This is a genomic window from Thioalkalivibrio sp., from assembly GCF_007692535.1.
In the GTDB taxonomy this organism is placed as follows: domain Bacteria; phylum Pseudomonadota; class Gammaproteobacteria; order Ectothiorhodospirales; family Ectothiorhodospiraceae; genus Thioalkalivibrio.
In genome coordinates this window covers 1-7021 of sequence record NZ_REBW01000231.1, presented here as the reverse complement: position 1 = coordinate 7021, position 7021 = coordinate 1, and the positions used below count along the sequence as shown (strand labels likewise).

Below are 7021 nucleotides of genomic sequence, written 5' to 3'. Positions count from 1 at the left end.
CAATCGGGCCCCGCACTCGAACCCGCGACGATGAACAGACCGTAGGCGACCCTGAACGGCCACTCGGTGTCGATGGATGAAGGGCTCCAGTCATGCCTCAAGCGGACAGTGGTCACCCGCCCTTTGGTGTTGGGAGCAGGCAGGCTACACCGGTTTCGCGAGCTTGGTATCCTGAAGGGCAGGAAGATCTCGCAGGGATGCGATCATGTTGCCGTTGGCGATGCACCGTGTTGTTTTGGGAGTATGTTCCACGCCTATGGCTATCCCGTTCGGGCTCGACATCCGGCTACTCGAGGCACTCTCCGACGCCATTGTGGTGCTGGATGCCGAAGGTAGCGTCCAATTCGTCAATTCAGCAGCCAGATCCGCCTTCGGCCATCTTCTGCCATCGCCTGCCGGCAGGATCGAAGGGCTCGATATCGACGAATGCTTCCGCCTATCCGAGTGCGGCACCGACATCTCGTCGGCGTTGGCGGCTGCCCTGCGCGGTGAGAGAGCCGTTGTCGAATGCGACCTGCCGATCGAGGGGCGGTGCCGAGCGATGGAGTTCGTGTTCAACCCGCTCGTAGACGACGGCCAGGTTCAGCAGGTGATTCTGGTAGGCCGGGACGTCGAGAACCGTGCTCAAGTACAGCGACAGCGCGAGCAGTTGTTCGCCCTAGTGGAAAACAGCAGCGACTTCATCGGCATGGCAGATGCGGAAGGTACCCCGTTCTATGTGAATCCTGCCGGGCGCCGCATGGTGGGCATTGCCCAGGCGGAGGTGCCGCATACCAGCATTCCCGACTACTACCCGGCGGACCAGATTGACCTGGTGAATGATCAGATTCTGCCGCGGATGCGCAGTGACGGTTACTGGTCCGGGGAAACGTTCTTCCGCAATTTCGCAACCGGTGCGCGCATTCCGGTATCGGACACGCACTTCGTGGTTCGGCACCCGGAGACAGGGGAGCTGATCGGCTACGCGACGATCACCAGAGACATCAGCGAGCAGAAACGCTCCTTGGAGCTGAGCGAGGCGTCGAAGCAGAAGGACAGATTTCTGGCGACGTTGGCCCACGAACTGCGCAACCCGCTTGCGCCGATCCGCACCGGCCTCGACCTGATCCAGGTGCTGCGGGGCGACGCGGCCGCGTGCGAGGAACCTCTGCGGATCATCGATCGCCAGTTCCAACACTTGGTGCATTTGGTCGACGATCTCCTGGACGTGTCCCGCATCAGTCGCGGCAAGATCGAGCTGCACAAGGAGCAGCTCGAACTCGCGGAGATCATCGATGCCGCGCTGGAGATGAGCGACAGCGGGCTGAACCGGGGGGATCGTCGCGTCACCGTCAGCGTGCCCTCCGAGCCGCTTGTGGTGGAGGGTGATCCAGTGCGGCTGGTTCAGGTCATCGCGAACCTTTTGAACAATGCGGCCAAGTTCACTGACGCGGGGGGGCACATCGACGTTCGCGCGACGCCGCGTGACGACTGGGTGGAGATTCAGGTGCAGGACGACGGATGCGGAGTCCCGCGTGAGCGGCTTGACAAGATTTTCGAGATGTTCTCCCAGGCCGAGCCGGGGCGAAGCGGCGGTCTGGGTATTGGTCTTTCTCTGGTTCGGGGTCTGGTCGAGATGCACGGCGGTACGGTCAGCGCCGATAGTGCAGGTCCGGGGTGCGGTGCCACCTTCACGGTCTCGCTGCCGCTTAGTAGCAGCGTCCCGGTGCAGGCCACGGCGGAAACGGCGACGGAACCCGGCGCCCTCCCAACCCAGTGCCGCCTCCTTGTGGTGGACGACAATCCTGACATCGTCGAAAGTCTGCGCCTGGTTCTCACGATGCTGGGGGCTGAGGTCCGGGTCGCGCATGATGGAGCAGATGCCATACGGGTCTTTGACGAATGGACGCCGACGCATGTGCTGATGGATCTCGGGATGCCGGGCATGGATGGCTACGAGGCCGCCCGTCGGCTGCGCGCCAAGCACGCTGACTCTGCGTTCCGGCTGATCGCCATGACGGGTTGGGGCCAGGAGGAGGATCGGCGGCGGACACGGGAGGCGGGTTTTGACGAACACCTCGTCAAGCCGGTCCGTTTGGAAAGGCTGAAGGAAGTTCTGTCCGCATAAGCTTCTGGCGCCGCTCGCCATCGGCGGGTTCGGCATGGTCTGCAAAGGAATGCTGTCCAGCCCTGATGGTGCGCCGCCGGGCCGAGCGCCGCCTTGAGATGCCGGGCCAGCATCCGTGTCATCGAGCTGCAACACAGGCAAGAGTTTCTGCTCAACCACTGAGTCCTTCCTGGATCGAATCCGGTCAGCCTCCGGTCGCGCTCATGTGGCGAAACGCCACGGAGCGTTGCGCCCGATTGAAATCATGGCCCTTGGGTTTGAGCTCTATGGCTCGCACGATTGCCCGTTTCAGGCGGGGCAGGTCGCCCGGATGGGCGCGCAGCACCGGCGGCGAACCGTTGGTGGTCAGGGTGAGTTCCTCGAGTCCCGGCAGTTGGCCCAGTTTCTGGAAGAGGGAGATCACGTTCCTGCGAACCAACGGCTCGCCGCCGGTGATACGCAGTTTTCGAACCCCGAGTTCGGTGAAGGCCCGTCCGAGCGTGGCCATCTCTTCCAGGGTGAGGACCTGTGCACGTGGGATGAAGGTCATACGTGCGCCCATCCAGTACACGCAGCGGAAATCGCAGCGGTCCGTCACGGAAATACGCACATAGTTGACGTGCCGCCCGAACCGGTCGATCAGCCGATCCGGTAATTCATGTACCTCGGTTGCCATCCGCATCCTTGAACGGCAAGCGGATGACTCCCTTCGTGGTGCGCTGGTCGAACCACATACGGAATCGACTTGTTCAGAATTTCCCGTGTTCGGCGCTTGCTCAGCGGCTTGCCAGGGATCCGACACCGCCCTTGTTTTGTGAAGCCAGTTCGTATTCTTCACGCGTGATCTGCACGGCCCCAGCAAAGTTCTCCATGTTGGCTGCCTGTCGCATGCTCCAGCGAATCATCACATCCATCGGTTCCCCGTTTGCCAGGGTCGAACGGTCGATGCTGCCGCCCCACAGGGGAACTTCGGTTCCGGGAATGGCGATCCCGTTGTGTTCGATGGCTCTGACGAACAGCGTGTCCACGTTGCGACCATCCCGGCTGCTGGCATGCACGTCGGTCAGCGTCAGCTTCGCGACCATGTACAAGCCATGCCGGCCCGGAGGATAGCCCTTGGCTCCGGAAACGGTCGTCGGCTGGCTTACGATCCGGCCCTCGCTGAGCACATAGGGTCCGCCCTCGGCCGCGCGTATCGGGATCGCCTCGGCCAGGGGCATCTTGGTCGCGTGTCCGCTGATCTGCGAGCACCAACGATCCTGCGCCGCTTTCCATTCTCCCCGCGTCCTTTCGAGCTGTTTCTGATCATCCTCGAGGAGCGCCATCCGCATCTTTGCGAACCATTGCTGTTCTTCCTCGTAGGCGCTTCGCATCAGAGCTGGAATCTGGTTCAGATAAGGGTTGGCGGACGTGGCTTGGAATGCCTTGTCTCCCGGCAGTCCAAAGCTGCCAAGGGCTGTGAGCAGAAGCGCCGCGCTGAACACGGCCACAAGTCCGAGTATCCGATGGGACCTTTTCATCTTGAATTCTCCTTCGACGTGGGAACCCCAATGACCACTGGGAGCGGGGATTCTGCATTCCCGCAAGCGCAGCCCGCTTCTCAGGTCAACAGTTGGCCCGCATTTCCCGTGCCGAATGTGTTCAATCGGAAGAAAAAGTACGTGGATCCGTTACTTAAAGGGCGCTCTTGGGCATTTTCGGGAGCTGCTGCCAAGTGGGTGGCACAGAAAACGTAACAGTCGTTGGAACAGATGTGTAACGGTGAGACAGGTCGTCTCTTTGGAACGCCGGGGCAGCGGGCCGCCTGGCTCGGGGAGGGGTAGCACCCGTGATCGTCAGGGCTGGGTCTGCGGATGCGTCCTGTCCGGGTGGGCGGTGATGCCGAGTCGGCCCATGTGACGGTACAGGGTGGTCCGGCTGATCCCGAGCAACGCGGCTGCGCGTGAGCAGTTGCCCCCGGTCCGCTCCAGCGCGGCGAGGATGCGCGCGCGCTTGTCATTTTCCGCTGGCGGGAGGTGGCGTTTGCCAGGACCGCACGCGATCTCCTCTGGAAGATCGACGCAGCGAATGACGTCCCCCCTCCGATAGATCAGTGCGTGGTCGATGATCGCCTTGAGTTCGCGCACGTTGCCCGGCCAGGGATGGTTCAGCAGGCAATTCATGGCCTCGCTTCCGCATCGCAGCGGCGCTTCACCGGAATCAACCTGTGCCTGGCCGAGGAAGTACGCCACCAGCAGCGGGATGTCCTCCCTGCGCTCCCGGAGCGCCGACACGTGCACACGTGCCACACGCAGCCGATAGAAGAGGTCCTGGCGAAAGCGGCTCGCCGCCACTTCATTGGCCAGATCCTTGTTCGTTGCCGCGAGAATCCTCACGTCGACCTTGCGGGGTAAGACTTCGCCGAGGCGTACGATCTCTTTTTCCTGCAAGACCCGGAGCAGGCTGGACTGTATGCCTGGGGACAGGTCACCGATCTCGTCCAGGAACAGCGTTCCTTCGCTGGCGGCCTCGAAGAAGCCCTGCTGATCAGTGAAGGCACCAGTGAATGCCCCCTTCGTGTGTCCGAAGAGCTGGCTGTGCATCAGCTCTCCACTCAGGCCTGCGGAGTTGACTGCGACGAACGGTCCGTTCCTGCGCGCGCTGGACTCGTGAATCGTTCTGGCAACCAGTTCTTTGCCGACCCCGGTCTCGCCTTCGATCAGCACGGTCCAGTCGCCCCGTGCGACATCGCCGATGCGCCGGTACAGTTCTCGCATGGGTTCGCTGTTGCCGATCATCGCACCGCTTTGGCTGCCGGCGAGCTGCCGCTGCAACCGGCGGATTACGGAGACATCCTTCAGGCAGAGGATGTGTCGACCCAATGCGTCCGTGGGTGCGTCACGAATCTCGCATTCGATGAAGAACTCACGGCCCTCCCTGCGCCAGTCGAGTTCAAACGGTTGCCGCTGATCCGGAGTCGACCGAAGCTGCTGTTCGAGGCTGATGCGTCCCGCCTCGCGAAGGGGCAGAACCTCGCTCCAATGTCGGCCGACGGTGGCTGCCGTATTCAGTCCGAGGGACGAGCAGTAGCGGCTCACGAATCCGACGTGCCCGTCCGGTTCAAGGAGCAGGGTTCCGATCTGGAGTTGGTCCAACAGCGAGTGAAGGCTGTTGCGCTGCCGTTCCGTCTGGTGCAGCAGCGCTTGATGCTCAGAAATGTCCTCGACGATGGACCAGACGAGCTTCCGACCGGCGCTATCGCGGATCAGTACCCCGTTCAGGAGGACAAGGTAGCGCTCGCCACCCTTGCGGATGAATTCCTTCTCGTGGCCGCTGTAGCGTCCGATGGTGCGCAGGTCTCTGAGGTGCCTGCGATCCTGCAGCAGGTATTCGCGGGGGGTGATGTCGGTGTATCGGAGCCGCAGAATCTCGTCACGGCTATAACCGGTCGACTCAAGCAGCGCATCGTTGACCTGGACGAAAGTGCCCGTTTTGAAGTCGTTGAGCGCGATACCTACTGGCGACAGATCGAAGAGACCGCGCAACCGGGCCTGGGAGACTGCGAGTTCAAGCTGCGCCTCCTTTTCGGCCGTCACATCGATATGTGTACCGGAGAGGAGCAGGGGCCTGCCGTCGTCGGTCCACTTCACCACCTGCCCGCGGTCATGGATCCAGATCCAGCGCCGGTCCTTGTGACGCATTCGGCAATGGCAGTCGTAGTACTCGGTCTCGCGCCGGAAATGCCGCTCCAGTTGTGCGTTGGACTCCAGCAGATCGTCGGGGTGTGCGAGGCCGATCCAGGTCTGAATGCTAACCGGCGCGAGCTCGGCCAGGGTGTATCCGGCGATCCCCGCCCAGCGCTCGTTGAACTCACATTCGCCGGTCTGGACGTTCCATTCCCAGGTACCGATGCGGGTGCCGTCGATGATGGAGCGCAGGCGGCGCTCTTGCAGATTCAGGAGCCCCTTCCCGATCTCCTCGTCGATGAGCGCTCCGAAGTCGAGCAACGCTTCGCTGTCGGCTTGCGCCATCGTGCGTGGTTCGCGATCCAAAATACCAAGGGTGCCGACCCGCTGACCCCCGGGTGCGTGAAGCGGAACGCCGGCATAGAACCGGATGTTTGGCGGGCCGGAGACAAATGGATGGCCCGAGAACTCCGGGTCCTCAAGCGCATTCTGAACGCAGAAGACCCCTTCACTCTGGATCACGCGTTCACAGAACGAAGTGTCCCTTGAAATGTGGCAGACGCCGGTGCCCTGCTTGGACTTGAACCACACACGGTCGGCGCCCACGAGGCCAACAAGCGCGATGCTCACCCTGAAGTGCCGCTGCGTGATCCGGGTGAGCCGGTCGAAACGAGGTTCGGTGGGGCTGTCCAACAAGACGAGTGCATCGAGCGCGGCCACGCGTTCGGCTTCGTCTCGCTGTGCCCTAGGCTCCAATGCCGGCCCCGATGCTTATTAATATTGATTCACATACAATTTTAGTCGCCGGTATTTGCAAAAGCCAATCCAGGCGCATTGCGTACCGGTGCGCTGATGGCATCCTGGTTAACTCGCTTCGTCATGTCATCTTCGAAACCCTCGACTTTATCGCCCGGCTGGCGGGTCTGGTGCCGAAGCCGTGGGTCAGCCTCACGTGCTTCCACGGGGTGTTTGCGCCCAACAGCAAGTACCGCGGGCGGGTGACACCGGGAAAGCGTGGCGGGGGAGGGCGGCAGAGTGCGACGGGGGATGAGGACGAGCCGACGCCGGTCGAACGTCGAGCCGCGATGAGGTGGGCCGAACGTCTGGAGCGGGTTTTCGGCATCGACATCGAATCCTGCAGCGATGTGACATTGTGGCCGTCCGTAAGAGATCCGGAAGCAGGCGCCCACGAGTCGGGCGCCAGAGTCCGTTCTGGGCCGAGACCTGACCCCTTGCGTGCGCCGCGTACCCTCGGCGCGCTTCGACGCCA

The 7021-nt window shown here is 62.3% G+C and carries 4 protein-coding genes and 1 pseudogene; 2 read left to right on the top strand and 3 right to left on the bottom strand.

Annotated elements, in window-relative coordinates:
* The first annotated feature begins 256 nt into the window (after positions 1-256).
* Entirely contained in the window at positions 257-2107 is a 1851-nt protein-coding gene (locus tag EA346_RS13230) for a PAS domain-containing sensor histidine kinase (RefSeq protein ID WP_296759383.1), read from the top strand.
* Between the two features lie 184 nt (positions 2108-2291).
* Here EA346_RS13230 and EA346_RS13225 read toward each other — a convergent pair whose 3' ends face one another.
* The 3 genes from EA346_RS13225 to EA346_RS13215 all read right to left on the bottom strand — a co-directional run bounded on the left by EA346_RS13225 (position 2292) and on the right by EA346_RS13215 (position 6471).
* Positions 2292-2762 carry a radical SAM protein gene (locus tag EA346_RS13225; protein WP_296759381.1) on the bottom strand — a complete coding sequence of 157 codons (471 nt, stop codon included), beginning with the start codon at positions 2760-2762 and terminating at the stop codon, positions 2292-2294.
* A gap of 100 nt (positions 2763-2862) precedes the next feature.
* The gene (locus EA346_RS13220) at positions 2863-3606 is read right to left on the bottom strand and encodes a hypothetical protein (protein WP_296759379.1); all 744 of its coding nucleotides are present in this window, start codon (positions 3604-3606) and stop codon (positions 2863-2865) included.
* A gap of 315 nt (positions 3607-3921) precedes the next feature.
* Positions 3922-6471, bottom strand: a complete 2550-nt coding sequence (locus tag EA346_RS13215; RefSeq protein WP_296759377.1) for a sigma 54-interacting transcriptional regulator — start codon at positions 6469-6471, stop codon at positions 3922-3924.
* A 158-nt stretch (positions 6472-6629) separates the two neighbouring features.
* Here EA346_RS13215 and EA346_RS13210 point away from each other — a divergent pair.
* Positions 6630-6893, top strand: a pseudogene (locus EA346_RS13210) (IS91 family transposase); the annotation flags it as partial.
* Between the last annotated feature and the right edge of the window lie 128 nt (positions 6894-7021).